Here is a 15,229-nt window from a genome sequence, read left to right on the forward strand (position 1 = left end):
TCATGGAAGACCTCGACGGAGGACTGGTCAGCGGCTTGCTTGTCCTTGCGGCCCTGGCCGAATCCGGGAGCTTCGGTCGAGCGGCCTCCCGCCTGGGCAAGACTCAGCCCGCGGTCAGTCGCGCGATCCAGCGGCTGGAGGATCGCCTGCGCGCGAAGCTCGTGCATCGCACCAGCCGGCACGTCGAAGTGACGGACGCGGGCCACGAACTGTTGTCGAAGGTGCTGCCGTTACTGCAGGGGATCGAGGAGGCGACCGCCGGCACTTCCGGCCAGGCCTCGGTCGCCAGCGGCACGCTCCGTGTGGCGTGCGATGCCGCATTCGCCCGCCTTGTGCTCGCGCCGGAGCTCGCCCGGTTCATGAAGGAACACCCCGCTCTGCACCTGAAGCTGGAGACCCGGAACGACCTCTCGGACCTCGTCAGCGACGGCTTCGATCTCGCCATCCGCTTTGGCCCCCCATCCGTTTCCACCTTGGTCTGTCGAAGGCTGTACAGCCCGCGGGTGCTGACGGTGGCCGCACCGTCCTACCTGGAGCGACGCGGCCGGCCGAGGTCGCCGCAGGATCTGGTCAACGACGGCCACGAATGCATCCTGGCCATCGACCCGGCTACCGGCCGCCCCTTCGACTGGGAATTCTGGCGTGACGGCGAAAAAGTGAAAGTGGCCGTAACCGGCAGCCTGACCGTCACGGATGCGGGCACCAAGATCGGCGCCTGCGTTGCAGGCTTCGGGATCGCCCAGGTGATCGACCTCGGAATCGACACGCACCTGCGTGCCGGCACACTGGAGCCGGTGCTGACCGACTGGTGCGACGAGACGTTCCCGCTTTATGTCTACTACCCCAGCCGGAACCACGTTCCGGCCAAGGTGAGAACGTTCATCGACTTCGTCGTCGGCATGATGCCCAGGTTGCAGTCCAATGGCTACGGCGCGTGCCGGCAACCGCCATCCGCCGTGCTCGAGACGCTGCGTCGCGAGTAGTCGCCTTCTTTCCGTCGCGCGCCGGACGTCAATCGCGTCGAAAAACCCGAACGCCGGCCGGCACGCGGAAGATCGCGCATCGCGCGCCGGCTTCCTGCCACCTGTTGCCACGCGCGCCCCGTCGGCACGGCCGCCATTCAAGCGCTAAAATCCGCCGCCTGGGCATTCACGACGAGCAAGCGTTTTGACGGCGTTCGAGCAGGGTTTCATCCTCACCCGCCACTGGCGGGACACCGCATCCGGCATCGAGATCGAGTTCTGGCTGGCAACCGAACACGGTCCGCGCCGCGTGCGCCTGCGCCCGCAGGAAGCCGTCGCGTTCATCCCCGCCGAACAGCAGGCGCTCGCCGAACGCACGCTGGCAGGCGAGCACGACGCCGAGTTGCGCCCGCTCACGCTGCGCGATTTCCGGCAGCGCCCCGTCGTCGGCCTCTACTGCAAGCGCTATCGCCATCTGTCCGGGCTGCAAAAACGCCTCGCCGCAGCGGGCGTCGACGTCTACGAAGCCGACGTGCAACCGCCCGACCGCTACGCGATGGAACGCTTCATCACGGCGTGCGTGCAGTTTCGCGGCCGGCCCGGCCGCGACGGCACGCTGACCGGCACCGAGCTGAAATCCGCGACCGGCTATCGCCCGGCCCTGCGCTGCGTGTCGCTCGACATCGAAACCAGCGTCCACGGCGAGCTGTATTCGATCGCGCTCGAAGGCTGCGGGCAGCGGCAGGTCTACATGCTCGGCCCGCCGAACGGCGATGCAAGCAGCAAGGCAGGCAGCGAAGCAGGTACGCGGGACTTCGACCTCGACTATTGCGACAGCCGCGCCGCGATACTCACGCGGCTCAACGACTGGTTCGAAACACACGATCCCGATGCCGTGATCGGCTGGAACCTCGTGCAGTTCGACCTGCGCATCCTGCATGCGCATTCGGAGCAATACGGCGTGCCGCTGAAGCTCGGGCGCGGCGGCAGCGTGCTCGACTGGCGCGCGCACGGCCAGCAGCCGGACCACTTCTTCGCGGGCGCGGCCGGCCGGCTGATCCTCGACGGCATCGACATGCTGAAATCCGCGACGTGGACGTTCCCGTCGTTCAGCCTCGAATACGTGTCGCAGGCGCTGCTCGGCGAAGGCAAGTCGATCGACAATCCGTACCAGCGGATGGACGAGATCCAGCGCCGCTTCGATCACGACAAGCCGGCGCTCGCGCGCTACAACCTGAAGGACTGCGAGCTCGTCACGCGCATTTTCGACAAGGCGGACCTGCTGTCCTTCGCGCTCGAACGCGCGAGCGTGACGGGCCTCGCGGCCGATCGCACCGGCGGGTCGGTCGCGGCCTTCACGCACCTGTACCTGCCCCGCATGCACCGGCTCGGCTACGTCGCGCCGAACCTCGGCGACGTGACCGGGCAAAACAGCCCCGGCGGCTTCGTGATGGATTCGCGCCCCGGGCTGTACGACTCGGTGCTCGTGTTCGACTACAAGAGCCTCTATCCGTCGATCATCCGCACGTTCCTGATCGATCCGGTCGGGCTGATCGAAGGGCTCGCGAATCCCGGCGACGACGCATCGGTGCCCGGCTTTCTCGGCGCGCGCTTCTCGCGTACCGCACACTGCCTGCCCGATATCGTGCGCCGCGTGTGGGAAGGCCGCGACGATGCGAAGCGGCAGCGCAACGCGCCGCTGTCGCAGGCGCTGAAGATCATCATGAATTCGTTCTACGGCGTGCTCGGCTCGACGGGCTGCCGCTTCTTCGACCCGCGCCTCGCGTCGTCGATCACGATGCGCGGACACGAGATCATGCACCGCACGCGCGAGCTGATCGAAGCGCAGGGCTACGAAGTGATTTATGGCGATACCGATTCGACGTTCGTGTGGCTCGGCCGCGCGCACGACGACGATGAAGCCGGCGCCAAGGGCCGCGCGCTCGTGGCGCACGTGAACCGCTGGTGGCACGCGCACCTGCGCGACCAGTTCGGGCTCGAGAGCGCGCTGGAACTGCAGTACGAGCGGCACTACCGCCGCTTCCTGATGCCGACCGTGCGCGGTGCGGAAGAAGGCAGCAAGAAGCGTTACGCGGGCCTCGCGGCGGCGGCCGACGGCGGCGAGGATCTCGTGTTCAAGGGGCTCGAAACGGTGCGCACCGACTGGACGCCGCTCGCGCAGCAGTTCCAGCGCGAGCTGTATCGACGCGTGTTCAGCCGCGAGCCCTACCAGGATTTCATTCGCGACTACGTGCAGCGCACGCTGGCCGGCGAATTCGACGATCAGCTCGTCTACCGCAAGCGCGTGCGCCGGCCGCTGCGCGAATACGAGCGCAACGTGCCGCCGCACGTGCGCGCGGCGCGGATCGCCGACGAGTTCAACCACGCGCAGGGCCGGCCGCTGCAATACCAGCGCGGCGGCTGGATCAGCTACGTGATGACGACGGCCGGCCCCGAGCCGCTCGAGACGATGCGCTCGCCGATCGACTACGCGTTCTACCTGAGCCGCCAGCTGCAGCCCGTGGCCGACGCGATCCTGCCGTTCCTGCGCGACGATTTCGAACGCGTGATCTCCGGGCAGGGGCAGTTGTTCGGCGATTGACGACGTGGCGGCACGGCCGCACGCCCGTCGCCCACTGTGGCGCATTCCGGAAACACAGTTCACCCGGAATCGGCATTTATCCGGCCGGCATGGATTCCTAAACTTGCTTCGTCGGTTCGGTGAACCGCCACGCAACCGTCTGAGGAAATCATGAAATCGATCATCGCCACCGTCGTCGTCGCCACCGCTGCCGCGACTGCCCTGCTCGCCGCGCCGGCCGTGTCGTACGCGCAGTCGTCGCACTCGACGCTCACGCGTGCGCAGGTACGCCAGGAACTGTTCGACCTCGAAGCCGTCGGCTACGACCCGGTCGCCAGCAACGGGGACAACTATCCGGGCGACATCGTCGCCGCGCAGGAGCGCCTGACTGCCAAGCGTCTCGCGGAGCGCAACAACGCCGCTGCCGCCTATGGGCCGGGCGGCACGCCGGGCACGGATTCGGGCGCACCGGCGGTCGCGGCACCGCGGCCGTAACGCGCTGGCGAAAGCGTCGGCGAAGCAGGCCGTTCCGCGCCGCCGGCCGCACATCCGGCTAGAATACCGGCCTGCTGCGCGTCCTGCCGCGGCCGGAGGACATTCATCATGACCGCACGACGCGGTGCCGCGGTCGTCATTGCGCCCGGCCACGAGACAGCCAGCCTGTCGAAAGCCCAGAAGACGTTCAATACGCTCGTCCAGCAGATCGAAACACGGCGCGAACGCCTCGGCGCATGGGACGCCGTGACGCCGGCCTTCCACAAGAAATTCGTCGACGGGCTGCTGCCGCTCGAGCAGGCGGCGACGGCGTTGCGGATCAGCTTGCTCAACCGGCTCGACGACGCGTTCCTGCAAAAGGGCTTGAGCAAGGCGGAGCAGCGCACGCTGTCCGACGTGATCGCGAACATGGCGCGCGACCTGCTCGACGTCAGCGACGACGCGCAGTTGAAGATCATCTACAACCGGCACCGCGCATCCGGCGACGACGACCGCACGGCAGCCGATCGCGCACGGCCGAAGCAGGCACCGGAACCGGCGCCCGCCCCCGCGCCGGAAGACGATCTCGACACGCTGTCGCCCGACGAACTCGCCGAGCGCATGCAAGCCGAGCTGGACGAACAGTTCAGGCGCGACATGGCCGAGCACGAGGCCCGCGAGGCGCAGCGCGCGAAACGCAAGAAGGCGCCCCGGCAATCGGCGGCGCAAGCGAGGCGCGAAGCCGAGCAGGCCGAATCGAGCAAGTCGATCCGCGACGTCTATCGCAAGCTCGCGAGCGTGCTGCATCCCGATCGCGAAACCGATCCGAAGGAACAGGAACGCAAGACCGTGCTGATGCAGCGGGTCAACCACGCGTATGCGAAAGGCAACCTGCTGCAGTTGCTGGAACTGCAGCTGGAGATCGAGCAGATCGACCGGCGCGCGATCGACGGCCTCGGCGAAGACCGGCTGATGCGCTACAACGGCATCCTGGAGGAACAGGTGCGCGAGCTGGACCAGGAGATCCGGCACGTCGAGACCCACTTCCGCCGAACCTACGGCATCGCATCGTCCGTCAAGATCGCGCCCGATACGGTCATGCGGATACTGACGCGCGACATTGCCGGCATGCAGCGCAGCAACCAGGACCTGACCATCGCGGTGCGCGAATTCGACGACCCGGACAACGTCAGGGAATGGCTGAAGGAGATGAAGCGCCGGCCGGCATCGTCCCGCTTCGACGACGATTCGTACTGAACGCGCATGCCCGGCGCAACGGCGGCGCGACACGGCGGCGCGGCGCAGAGCAGCGCACCGCGCCTCCGTCACCCGTTCACGCCCGGTGCCCCGAGATCGGTCCCGCTTCGCCGGTCAGGTTGAACACGCTGTCGATCCACGCGAGAAACGTCGAGAACGTGAAATCCGACCACTGCTGCGTGCGGAACGCCTTCATCACCGGCGTCTCGGCCGGGTCCTGCTGGTTCAGCAGGTTGTCGACGAAGGTGCCGATATCCGCGTCGGTGCCGTTCTCGTGGATCCCCGACCCGGTGAAGCTGACCGCCGTCACCTGATGGTTGGCGATGAAGTCGTTGCGCGCCCACGGCATGAAGTAGCCGAAGTTCGGCAACGGGTTCAGCATCTGCTTCAGCCCGTCCAGCTCCTTCCCGAACATCGCGAGCGACAGCGCGTCCTTCGTCGTGTCGTCCGGCGCCGCGATCACGGCCGGCACGAACGCGCGATAGTGATACGCGGCGATGATCTTGTCGCGCTGGTAGCTGGAAAAACCGAAGCGATCATGCGGAAAGGTCGCCGACAGCGCCGCGTACGCGCTCCCCATGTTGCCGGGGTCGAACCGGCTGGTCAGCCGGCTGTTCACGGTGATCATCCCGTCGGGGCCCGTCATCCCCCACTCGGTGCGCACGCGGTCGTACAGGCCGACCGACGGATGCGTGGCCGCGTCCGCATCGAACGGCGTGTTGAACACCGTGCCGGCGTCGTCGAGCAGCGAACTGTGCGCCTGCGGCTGCAGCGTGTTGCGCAGCGTCGCGTAGTTCGCGAGCGTGCCGTAGCCGCCCGCGCTCATCCCGTACACGAGCAGCCGGTTCGGCTTGCCGAAGCCGTGCGACGTCAGCCACTGCGCGACGGCCTGGATGTTCTTCAGCCCGCTGTAGTGCTGCAGGCGCCAGTCGCCGGACGGCGACGTGTAGTTGCGCACCGCGCTGCCCATGTGGATATCTCCGGTGCAATAGGGCACGAAAACCTGTGTCCATTGCTGCGTTTCGACCTTCGGCTCGCCGACGAGAATGTGCGCGAGATCCATGCGCGTCAGCAGCGGCGACAGGAACGACGACAGCAGGCTCTCGTTCGCGGTGCCGTTCATGTAGTTGTGCGGGATGCCGTCCGGATTGAAGCCGCCGAGGCCGGCCTCGGCACCGGTCGAGGTCTGCGTGCAGGTGCCGTAGTCCCAGCACGCGCCGCCCGGCTCCATCATGTACAGCAGGTTGTCCGACTGCGCGCGATTGATGTAGAAGCGCATCGGCGTGCCGTTGCCGCACGATGCACCGGTGCTCTCCGGCAACGTCACTTCGTACCACGAATAATAAGGAACCGACGGATCCGGCATCGTCGTATCGGCCGCGTGACCGTTCAGTGCCGCGCAACCGAGCAGCGCGGCAACGGCCGCGCGCAGCAGGCATCGTGCTGTGGACATCTCCCCTCCTTGTCGATGGACATGACGCGGCCGCCGGGCGCCGCCCCGGCCGCGCGGATTCGGCGCTCAGTGCACGCCGGACGGTGAAGCGCCGTCGAACAGCTGGACGCGCAGCGCCTGCAGGCGTTGCGCGATGACGGCTTGCTGCTGGTCGGGATCGGGAATGCTCGCCTGAACCTGCCGGACGACGTCGCGGCTCTGCTGTTCGTACGAGAGATAGCGCGGGTCCTGCGCCGGCGACGGGCCGACCGTCCGCTGCGCATAGGTGTCCCATTGCGCGCGCATCGACCGGATCGCCGCGCCGCGCGTCGCCGGGTCGGCTTCGGTGTCGGTCAGCAGCGCCGCGCTCAGCGCTTCGGCCTGCACGGGCACGATCTCGTTGCGCGCGACGTGGTCGGGAAGTTCGTCGAGAATCCGGCGCGCGAGCGCGTCGCGCTCGGCTTGCGGCAGGCTGTTGCGGCGATCGCCGTAAGCGGCGACCTCGTCGCGGAAGCGCGCGAATGCAACGACGCGCTTCACTTCCGCGTCCGCATCGGGGCGCCCGGCAAGGCTGCGGCGCAGCGCGTCGACATCGAGCCGCCGCTCCTCGGGGCCCGGTGTCGCGGCGCCGGTGCCGGTACCGAACGTATCGGCCGCGCCGGACCGTGTGCCCGCCGTCGCGACCGGCGTGCCGGACGACGCGGCCTGCGCCGGTGTCGCCGCTTCGTATCGCCAGATCGCGACGACGGCCACGCCGATCGCCGCGATCGCGCCCGTGCGCCGCCAGAGTGCCCTGTTCTTCTTCACGTCGCCTCCTCGTCACGTCATGCCGTTCTTCGCCGGTGCATCCGCGAGTAGGTTCTAGGTCGAATCCGGCATGCAGTCAAAAGCGGCACTAGAACGCGGGCACTAAACCTGCGCGCAGCGGCGATGGCCGGCAAGACGTTTGAAACGCATTTCGTTGTCGCGTCGGCACGCGCGTGATGTCGAGCGTCGCGCCCGTCCGGCGGTGGTTCGCGCCGGCACGCGCGATGTGCGCCGCGACACCAAGCAAGCAGCGATCCACCTTCACGGGGCGCGACGCTCACGCGTGCGCGTGGCCGATACGGATGGCCGGATAAGACCCGTCGAACGACCCGCTGAGCGCTTGGTCGTCATTTTGGCCGGCCCTATGCTGGTTTCCGACACGCGCCGAACGGTCGGCGCGGCACACACCCCACCCAGCCGAGCCCGTTCCATGAGCCGTGCAGACCTTCCGCATCGCGCACCCGCCGCCGTCCACGACTATCCGACCTACCGCGACGCGCTCGCGGGCCGCCGCCTTCCCGCCGCATTCGTCGATCTCGACTGCCTCGACGCGAACCTCGCCGACCTGAAGCGCCGCGCGCGCGGCCTGCCGATCCGGCTCGCGACGAAATCGGTACGTTCGCGCGAACTGATCGGCGCGGTGCTCGCCGCCGGCCCGTTCATGCAGGGGCTGCTGTGCTATTCGGCCGCGGAAGCCGCATGGCTTGCGGACGGCGGGTTCGACGACATCGTCGTCGCCTATCCGACCGTCGACGCCGACGACCTTCGCGCGGTGGCCGCGCAGCTCAGGCGGGGCCGCTCGATCACGCTGATGGTCGACGATGCCGCCCAGGTCGACGCGATCGACCGCCTCGCACGCGCGGAAAGCGTGACGATCCCGCTCGCGATCGATCTCGACATGTCGTCCGCGTATCCGGGCCTGTATTTCGGCATGTACCGCTCGCCGGTGCGCGACGTGGCCGCTGCACTCGCCCTCGCGAACCGCATCGGCGAGCGGCGGCACGTGCGGCTCGACGGGCTGATGGGTTACGAAGGACAGATCGCCGGCGTGGCCGACATGGAGCCGGGCAGCGGCGCGCGCAACGCGCTGGTGCGCCACCTGAAGCGCCGCTCGGCGCGCGAGATCAACGCGCGCCGCCACGCGGCCGTGCAGGCGCTCGCGGCGGCGGGCCATACGTTGCGCTTCGTGAACGGCGGCGGCACCGGCAGCTTCGAAAGCACGCTGGGCGACGCGTCGGTCACCGAGCTCGCCGCCGGCTCCGGCCTCTACGCGCCGGCGCTGTTCGATCACTATGCGGCGTTTCATGCGCAACCCGCCGCCGGCTTCGCGCTGCCGGTCGTGCGGATTCCGCAGCCGGGCATCGTGACCTGCTCGGGCGGCGGCTATATCGCATCGGGCCCGGCCGGCAAGAGCCGGCTGCCCCGCCCGTGGCTGCCGGCCGGCTGCACGCTGATCGACAACGAAGGCGCGGGCGAGGTGCAGACGCCCGTGCGCGTGCCGCGCGGCGTCGCACCGGCGATCGGCGACCCGATCCTGTTCCGCCACGCGAAGGCCGGCGAACTGTGCGAACGCTTCAACACGCTGCTGCTGATCCGCGGCGGCCGCGTGGTCGGCGAGGCGCCCACCTATCGCGGCGAAGGCAAGAGCTTTTTCTAGCGGGCCGCGCGGCCCGTCGTTCAAACCGTTCAACTCATTCGATCGACAACCACGGAGACAATGCCATGTGGCGTAACTGGTCGGGATATGTCTGCAGTCCTGATGCAACCGTGTCGACGCCCGCGTCGCACGCCGCGCTCGCGGCGGTGCTGCGCGACGCGGCGGCAACTGGCACCACCGTGCGCGCGGCCGGCGCCGGGCACTCGTTCTCGCCGCTCGTGCAGACCGACGACGTGATCCTGTCGCTCGACGCGATGCAGGGCGTGATCGACGTCGACCGCGACCGGCGCGTCGCGCGCGTGCATGCCGGCACGCGGCTGTGGGCGCTGGGCCCGGCGCTCGCCGCGCACGGCCTCGCGATGGAGAACCTCGGCGACATCAACGTGCAGTCGATCGCCGGCGCGACCAGCACCGGCACGCACGGCACCGGCATCACGCTCGGCAACCTGGCGACGCAGATCGACAGCCTGACCTTCATGTGCGCGGACGGCAGCGAGATTCGCGCGAGCGCCGACACGCATCCCGCGCTGTTCGCCGGCGGCCGGATCGGGCTCGGCGCGCTCGGCGTGCTGACCGAGATCGGCCTGCGCCTCGTGCCCGCGTTCAAGCTGCGCCTCGAACGCGGCGGCATGCGGCTCGACGATTGCCTCGCCCAAGCGGACGCGCTGATCGCCAGGCATCGCTCGTTCGAGTTCTACTGGTTCCCGCACACGGACACCGTGCTGACCAAGGCGTGGGACATGACCGACGAGCCGGCCGACGCGGTGCACTGGGCGAGCCGCGCGTCCGAGTCGTTCCTCGAGAACACCGTGTTCGGCGCGCTGTGCGGGCTCGGCCGGCGCGTGCCGTCGCTGTGCCCGGCGCTGAGCCGGCTGTGCGCATCGACCGTGTCGGCCGGCCGGCACGTGGATGCGAGCTACGCGATGCTGTCGACGGTGCGCCGCGTGCGCTTCAACGAAATGGAGTGGTCGGTGCCGGCCGACCGCGGCGCCGACGCGCTGCGCGAAATCCGCGCATTCATCGCGCGCCGCAGCTTTCCGCTGATGTTCCCGATCGAATACCGCTGGGTGCGCGGCGACGACATCTGGCTGAGCCCCGACTACGGGCGCGACAGCGTACGCATCTCGGCGCACCAGTATCGCGGGATGCCGTTCGACGCGTATTTCTCGGGCGTGCAGGCCATCTGCCGCAATCACGGCGGGCGGCCGCACTGGGGCAAGGTGCATGCGATGAAGGCCGCCGAGCTGGCGACGTGCTACCCGCACTGGGACGATTTCCTCGCGCTGCGCGAGCGGATGGACCCGCACGGCCGCTTCCTGACGCCGTACCTGCGCACGCTGTTCGGCCTGCCGCAAAGCGCAGGCGCAAACGCAAACGCAAGCGCCACCGCTCGCGCCACGCGGGCCCGCCGGGGGACACACCCGATGCACGAAACGGCCGGCGTCGCGCAAGATCGGCCGCGATCCAGCCAGGAGGCCTCATGAGCACCGCCACGCTGCACGCGGCCGCGCAGTCGCGTCCCGATCCATCGGCCAGCGCCGTCGTCCGCCTTGCGCTCGCGTTCGCGGCCGCCACCAACGGCCTGATCCTGTCGCCGTTCCTCGTCGCGGCGGTGATGACGCGCTTCCGGCTCGACGAAGGCACGGCGACCGCGCTCGTCAGCGCCGAGATCCTCGGCATCGCGATCAGTTGCGCGCTGCTGTCGCACCGGATCGCGCGCGCCGCGCGGCCGTTCACGCTGGCCGGCCTGGTCGGCGCGATCGCCGGCCAGGCCCTCGGCGCGGTCGCGCCCGGCATCGTGTCGGCGGCGCTCGCACGCGGGATGACGGGGCTGTTCGAGGGGATGCTGTTCGTCGTCGTCGCGTCGGGCGTGTCGCAGCGCGCATCGACCGACCGCCTGTGGGGGCAAATCAACCTGCTCGCGGGCATAGTCAACGGCGGCATCCTCGTGCTGATCTCCGCGCTGCCGGCCGCGTGGCTCGGGCGCTGGGTGTTCGCGCTGCTGGCCGTCGTCGTCGCCGTGCTGGCGCCCGCGATCCGCGGCATCGACGCGTTCGCGAGCGCGCCCGCGCAGGCCCGCTTGCGCGCCGGCACGTTGCCGTGGCGGCCGGTGCTCGCGATCTGGGCCGTGACGGCGCTCGTCTATGGCGTGCAGGCGTCGCAATGGGCGATCGCCGGTTTCGTCGGCGAGCGTGCCGGGCTGTCGCCCACGACGATCGGCGTGCTGCTGTCGGTGTCGTCCCTGCTCGGCTTCGTCGGCGCGGCGATTCCGTCGCATCCGGCCAGCCACCGGCACCGCCTCGCGCTGATCTGGGCCGCGCAGCTCGCGATGATCGCGTCGATCGAATGGTTCTTCGGCGCGCGCGGCGGCAGCGCGTATTTCCTGAGCCAGTTCGTGCTGAACAGCGCGTTCTTCGTGATCGTGCCGTTCCTCACCGGCATGCTGTCCGACGTCGACCCGGATGGCTCGCTGGTCGCGCGCACGCTCGTCATCACGTTCTTCGCGGCGGGCATCGGCACCGCGCTGTCGGGTGCGCTGCTCGGCCGCTTCGGCGGCACGCGCGTCGCCCACGTGCTGTGCGTGGCCGTGCTGGCCGCCGCCCCGTTCGTGCGGCTGGCGCTGCGCCGCGCGGCACCCGCTGCCGTGGCCGGCGCGGCGCCCTGACCGCAGTGCGCCATGCCGTGGCCGCGACGCACCACGAGAATGGCCGCCGCGGCCTTGGCCCGCGCAAATTTGGCTTTCTACAGTCGTTCCCGACGGCGCGAGCCGTCCGTCCCCAGTTCGATGCGGAGTCCAGAAGAATGAATCGTCACGATAGCGTTCGCGCCGCGTGCTGCGCGATGATGGTCCTGGCCGGTACCGGTGCGCACGCGCAAGGCAACGTGACGCTGTACGGCGTGATCGATGCGGGCATCCGCTACGAGACGCACGGCGTGTCCTACGGCGCCGACGGCACACCGGTGTCGACGGGCCGCAAGATCTCGATGGCCGACGGCGGCGGCCTGACGGAAAGCTACTGGGGCCTCAAGGGCAACGAGGATCTGGGCGGCGGATTGTCCGCGCAGTTCAACGTCGAAAGCCACTTCGGCCCCAACAGCGGCGCCATCGTGCCGGCCGGCTCGCCGAATTTCTTCCAGGTCGCGTACGTGGGGCTGACGTCCGCTTCGCTTGGCCAGCTCTCGCTCGGGCGCCAGTACAACGTGCCGTTCGAGATGGTGTCGCTGACCTTCGGCTCGAACCTGTGGGCCGGCCCGCAGGACCCGTACTTCAACCTGTTCAAGCCGGAGCAGACGATGCTCGCGGGCGCGCGCACCAGCAACATGATCCAGTACGGCGCGCAGCTCGGCAGCTTCTACCTGCTCGCGCAATATGCGCCGGGCGGCCATGCGGGCGGCGGCGTGCGCGGCGGCCAGCTCGGCGCGGCCGCCGCGTATGCGCCGGACAAGGGGCCGTTCACGGTCGGCGCATCGTTCATGCGCAGCTGGGACGACGTCACGCACGGGAAATTCGACATCTACACGGGCGGCGGCTCGGTGACGATCGGCAACGCGACCGTCAACGCCGGCTACATCGAGAACGCACGCGACAACGACTTCACGTCGTTCGAGAACGGCCCGTTCAGCCCGACCGATCTGGCGGGGCTCGGCATCATCTCGCCCGCGCAGGTGGTCGACCCGACCGTGCCCGGCGGGTTCCGCCGCCGCAAGATGGCGCTCGCGGGGCTGACCTACCGCTTCACGTCGGCGTTCACGGCGGCCGTCAACGCGTGGTGGACGCAGCAGTCCGGCTATACGGCGGATTTCGACGGCCGTGCGCGCCAGTTCCAGGTGATCGCCGGCTACAGCCTGTCGAAGCGCAGCATGCTCTATGCGGAAGTCGACTACGCGATCTACCGCGGCGGGCTGGCCGGCGCGCAACTGGTCGGCGTGAACGGGCAGGCGCCGAGCACCAGCACCACGCAGCTCGGTGCGACGGTCGGCCTGCGTCACTACTTCTGACGCGGGGCCGCGCGGGATGTGGGCGATCGCGGCCGGGGCGGCACCGGGTCTCCGGCCGGGCGGGACGAGTACAATCCATGGAAAAAAATACGGAGCATCCATGGACGATACCGACCGTTATACGACGGCGAATCTGCCGGTCCATCTGTTGCGGTGCCTCGCGGAGACAAGCAAGGAACTGGGCATCGACCCTACGCGGCTGTGCCTCGGGCTCGGCTTCGACGTTGCCGACCTGTCGAATCCGTCGTGCCGGATTTCATTGCGCCAGGCGAGCACGATGATCCGCCGCGCGCTCGAGATGGCGCCGGGGCGGGCGCTCGGCCTCGAACTCGGCACGAGCGAGACGATCGCGTCGATCGGGCTGGTCGGCTATGCGATGCTGACGAGCCCGACGCTGAAGGACGCGATCGTGACCGGTATCGGGCTGCAGCGCCACACGGGGCCGCTGATGCGCTTCGACGTGATGTCGGATGCGCGCACGCTGTCGGTTCGCGCGACCAACGTCTTCCTCGAGCCCGACATCGAGGCGTTCCTCGTCGAGGAGGCGTTCGGCAGCTTCATGAAGATCGGGCGCTCGCTCGTCGGCCCCGCGTTCCAGCCGAAGGTCGTCGATCTCAGCTACCCGCCGCCGGCCTATGCGGAGCAATACGCCCGCGTGTTCCCGTGCCCGGTGCGGTTCGAACAGGAGCAGAACCTGTTTTCGTGCGACGCCGCGCTCGGCAACCGCCCGATCGCGACCCACGACCCGCTCGCGCATCGCCAGGTGCTCGAATTCCTGCAGGACGCGCTGCCGCCCGAACCCGAAGGCACCGAATTTCTCGAATCGATCGAACGGATCATGCGGCGCGACCTGCGGCATGCGCCGTCGCTCGCCGAGATCGCCGCGCAGTTGTGCATGAGCGAGCGCACGCTGCGGCGGCGGCTCGCCGACCAGGGCGTGTCGTACCAGACGGTGATCGACACGATCCGCCGCAAGCGCGCGTTCACGCTGCTGAGCAATCCGCGGCTGTCGATCGAGGACGTCGCGCACGAAGTCGGGTTCAGCGACGCGCACAACTTCCGGCGCGCGTTCAAGCGGTGGACGGGGCACGGGCCGAGAGAGGGGCAGCGGGCGGCGGTGTAGCGGCGCGGCCTGCCGGCACGACGCGATGACCGTTCGCGTGCGGCGTGCGACTACGCGTCCACTGCCCCCTGCTGCAACAACACCGCGTCGCGCTTCTCCAGCAGATGCCGGCGCAGGATCGCCGCGAGCGCCTTGCCGTCGCGCGCCTCCAGCGCCTTGATCATCTCCTCGTGATCGTGCACCGCGCGATCCCACTTCTCGACGTGCTGGTTCGAGCGGAACCGCATCGACATGATCCGGCGATTGATCGACTGGTACGTGGCGCGCAGCGCCGAGTTGCGCGCGGCCTCGTTGATGCGGTCGTGGATTTCCTGGTTGCGGCTGTAGTAGCCGGGCAGGTCGTTCTGCAGCCGGCACGCGAGCATCGAGTAATGCAGCGCCTTGATCTCCGCGAGCTCCGCGTGCGTGATGCGCTCGCAAGCCAGCTCGCCTGAAAACGCCTCCAGCCCCGACATCAGCTCGAACGTCTCGCGGATCTCCGATTCGCTCATCCGGTACACGCTCGCGCCGCGATTCGGCGACAGCACCAGCAGCCCCTCGGCCGCCAGCACCTTGAACGCCTCGCGCAGCGGCGTGCGCGAGATGCCGAGCGTCTCGCACAGCTCGCGCTCGTTCAGCCGCATGCCCGGCGTGAGCACGCCTTCGACGATGAATTTGCGCAGGTGCTCGACGACCGTGTCGTGCAGCCGCTGCCGCTCCAGTTTCGGCAGTGCCGGCGCGCCGCCGGCCTGCTCCAGATCATTCAAATCTTGCATGCAAAATCCTTCCTTCTTGCTTCACGCGATTCTACTTCAACTCGCCCGACCCGAATATCTCCCCGCCAACGCCGGGTAAACACCGGCATTTTCGGTGAAATCAGTGCTTGGGTTTGCCGTGATCGCTCTGCTAAAGTATTTTGCATGCAAAATTCAAAATGCAACCAAGGAGACAGAACGAC

Annotated in this window: 12 protein-coding genes; 9 read left to right on the top strand and 3 right to left on the bottom strand. The window is 68.7% G+C overall.

The features are described 5' to 3' along the window. Nucleotides 1-2 precede the first annotated feature (2 nt). From PQB87_RS33035 to PQB87_RS33050, 4 genes are all read left to right on the top strand, one after another. On the top strand, nt 3-983 hold the full coding sequence (locus PQB87_RS33035; RefSeq protein ID WP_489243349.1) for a LysR family transcriptional regulator: 981 nt from the start codon (nt 3-5) through the stop codon (nt 981-983). Nucleotides 984-1,167: 184 nt separating this feature from the next. Continuing rightward, complete coding sequence (locus PQB87_RS33040) at nt 1,168-3,564, top strand: DNA polymerase II (protein ID WP_489243350.1); 2,397 nt, start codon at nt 1,168-1,170, stop codon at nt 3,562-3,564. A 150-nt stretch (nt 3,565-3,714) separates the two neighbouring features. Further along, on the top strand, nt 3,715-4,038 hold the full coding sequence (locus PQB87_RS33045) for a DUF4148 domain-containing protein (RefSeq protein ID WP_021158021.1): 324 nt from the start codon (nt 3,715-3,717) through the stop codon (nt 4,036-4,038). A 108-nt stretch (nt 4,039-4,146) separates the two neighbouring features. Continuing rightward, complete coding sequence (locus PQB87_RS33050; RefSeq protein ID WP_301861984.1) at nt 4,147-5,274, top strand: J domain-containing protein; 1,128 nt, start codon at nt 4,147-4,149, stop codon at nt 5,272-5,274. A 76-nt stretch (nt 5,275-5,350) separates the two neighbouring features. Here PQB87_RS33050 and PQB87_RS33055 read toward each other — a convergent pair whose 3' ends face one another. Continuing rightward, nucleotides 5,351-6,727: a pectin acetylesterase-family hydrolase gene (locus PQB87_RS33055; protein ID WP_489243351.1), complete on the bottom strand. Its 1,377-nt coding sequence runs from the start codon at nt 6,725-6,727 to the stop codon at nt 5,351-5,353. Nucleotides 6,728-6,793: 66 nt separating this feature from the next. Further along, a complete protein-coding gene (gene plcR, locus PQB87_RS33060; RefSeq protein WP_060068241.1) occupies nt 6,794-7,513 on the bottom strand; it encodes a phospholipase C accessory protein PlcR in 720 nt (239 codons plus the stop codon). Between the two features lie 430 nt (nt 7,514-7,943). Here plcR and PQB87_RS33065 point away from each other — a divergent pair, with 430 nt between their 5' ends. From PQB87_RS33065 to PQB87_RS33085, 5 genes are all read left to right on the top strand, one after another. Continuing rightward, the gene (locus tag PQB87_RS33065; protein WP_489243352.1) at nt 7,944-9,170 is read left to right on the top strand and encodes an amino acid deaminase/aldolase; all 1,227 of its coding nucleotides are present in this window, start codon (nt 7,944-7,946) and stop codon (nt 9,168-9,170) included. Nucleotides 9,171-9,235: 65 nt separating this feature from the next. Further along, the gene (locus tag PQB87_RS33070; RefSeq protein ID WP_489243353.1) at nt 9,236-10,654 is read left to right on the top strand and encodes a D-arabinono-1,4-lactone oxidase; all 1,419 of its coding nucleotides are present in this window, start codon (nt 9,236-9,238) and stop codon (nt 10,652-10,654) included. Then, complete coding sequence (locus PQB87_RS33075) at nt 10,651-11,835, top strand: MFS transporter (RefSeq protein WP_489243354.1); 1,185 nt, start codon at nt 10,651-10,653, stop codon at nt 11,833-11,835. The genes PQB87_RS33070 and PQB87_RS33075 overlap by 4 nt, the downstream gene beginning before the upstream one ends. Before the next feature lie 137 nt (nt 11,836-11,972). Further along, the gene (locus PQB87_RS33080) at nt 11,973-13,169 is read left to right on the top strand and encodes a porin (protein WP_489243355.1); all 1,197 of its coding nucleotides are present in this window, start codon (nt 11,973-11,975) and stop codon (nt 13,167-13,169) included. Nucleotides 13,170-13,269: 100 nt separating this feature from the next. Then, entirely contained in the window at nt 13,270-14,292 is a 1,023-nt protein-coding gene (locus PQB87_RS33085; RefSeq protein WP_048021314.1) for an AraC family transcriptional regulator, read from the top strand. 50 nt (nt 14,293-14,342) lie between these two features. On the opposite strand, the gene PQB87_RS33090 is transcribed toward PQB87_RS33085, so the two are convergent. Continuing rightward, nucleotides 14,343-15,047, bottom strand: a complete 705-nt coding sequence (locus PQB87_RS33090) for a GntR family transcriptional regulator (protein WP_048021312.1) — start codon at nt 15,045-15,047, stop codon at nt 14,343-14,345. Nucleotides 15,048-15,229: the final 182 nt, after the last annotated feature.

Source organism: Burkholderia sp. KL41, assembly GCF_057005415.2.

Coding starts and splice junctions, on each gene's coding strand:
- PQB87_RS33035 (WP_489243349.1), top strand. CDS start 3: ATGGAAGACCTCGACGGAGGACTGGTCAGCGGCTTGCTTGTCCTTGCG.
- PQB87_RS33045 (WP_021158021.1), top strand. CDS start 3,715: ATGAAATCGATCATCGCCACCGTCGTCGTCGCCACCGCTGCCGCGACT.
- PQB87_RS33050 (WP_301861984.1), top strand. CDS start 4,147: ATGACCGCACGACGCGGTGCCGCGGTCGTCATTGCGCCCGGCCACGAG.
- PQB87_RS33055 (WP_489243351.1), bottom strand. CDS start 6,727: ATGTCCACAGCACGATGCCTGCTGCGCGCGGCCGTTGCCGCGCTGCTC.
- PQB87_RS33065 (WP_489243352.1), top strand. CDS start 7,944: ATGAGCCGTGCAGACCTTCCGCATCGCGCACCCGCCGCCGTCCACGAC.
- PQB87_RS33070 (WP_489243353.1), top strand. CDS start 9,236: ATGTGGCGTAACTGGTCGGGATATGTCTGCAGTCCTGATGCAACCGTG.
- PQB87_RS33075 (WP_489243354.1), top strand. CDS start 10,651: ATGAGCACCGCCACGCTGCACGCGGCCGCGCAGTCGCGTCCCGATCCA.
- PQB87_RS33080 (WP_489243355.1), top strand. CDS start 11,973: ATGAATCGTCACGATAGCGTTCGCGCCGCGTGCTGCGCGATGATGGTC.
- PQB87_RS33085 (WP_048021314.1), top strand. CDS start 13,270: ATGGACGATACCGACCGTTATACGACGGCGAATCTGCCGGTCCATCTG.
- PQB87_RS33090 (WP_048021312.1), bottom strand. CDS start 15,047: ATGCAAGATTTGAATGATCTGGAGCAGGCCGGCGGCGCGCCGGCACTG.